This window comes from Polaromonas sp. P1_E3 (assembly GCF_056405935.1).
This window is the reverse complement of the sequence record NZ_JBFUBD010000760.1, coordinates 1-768: the sequence shown is the minus strand read 5'-3', so window position 1 is coordinate 768 and position 768 is coordinate 1. Positions and strand designations below refer to the sequence as shown.

The 768-nt window shown below is 59.4% G+C and carries 2 protein-coding genes; one reads left to right on the top strand and one right to left on the bottom strand.

The features are described 5' to 3' along the window. Window positions 1-91 precede the first annotated feature (91 nt). Window positions 92-373 (top strand): hypothetical protein, encoded by a 282-nt coding sequence (locus AC1D0Z_RS23350; RefSeq protein ID WP_477660501.1) that lies wholly within the window; start codon window positions 92-94, stop codon window positions 371-373. A 46-nt stretch (window positions 374-419) separates the two neighbouring features. On the opposite strand, the gene grxD is transcribed toward AC1D0Z_RS23350, so the two are convergent. Next, window positions 420-752, bottom strand: a complete 333-nt coding sequence (gene grxD, locus AC1D0Z_RS23345) for a Grx4 family monothiol glutaredoxin (protein WP_477660500.1) — start codon at window positions 750-752, stop codon at window positions 420-422. Window positions 753-768 lie beyond the last annotated feature (16 nt).

Below are 768 nucleotides of genomic sequence, written 5' to 3'. Positions count from 1 at the left end.
GCATTTTGGCGACCCCAAGCTTCAATAAGGCTGGAGGCAAGACGCGGTGTCACCCGCGCTCGCGAGAGAATAAATAAGAGGGAGGAAAAATATGAACGGGAAATTCAACAGGCTCGCTGCCGTCTTGCTGGCGGCCACAGCACTGCTTGGCGGCCATGTGCAGGCTCAATCTCAAGCGGCCCAGGATGGGGTGAAGCCCGCCAAGGCCAAAAAAAGCAAAAAAGCCACCGCTTCAACCGGCGCGACAAATGCAGGTGGCAAAGTCAAATTTATCTCAGGATCCGGGGAGACACCCGGCCAGCGCGACGCCCGGCTCAAACGCGAATGCAAGGGCGCAGTGGATGCGGGTGCCTGCACAGGCTACACGCGCTGATCCAACGACGGCGCCGGTGCAAAGCCGGCAGCAACGCCCGCAATACTCAGTTAGGGGTGGGGGTTCCCAGCACCTGCTGAAGCTCGCCGCTCTGGTACATCTCCATCATGATGTCCGAGCCGCCGATGAACTCACCCTTCACGTACAGCTGCGGAATGGTGGGCCAGTTGCTGTATTCCTTGATGCCGTGGCGGATTTCCTCGTCTTCCAGCACGTTGACCGTGGCGGGCTTGTTCACGCCGCAGGCCTTGAGCACCTGGATGGCGCGGCCGGAAAAGCCGCACATCGGGAATTGGGCCGTGCCCTTCATGAAAAGGACGACGTCGCTTGATTTGACGATTTCGGCGATGCGTTGCTGGGTGGGGTCTGTTGTGCTCATGGTGAAATCCTTTGGG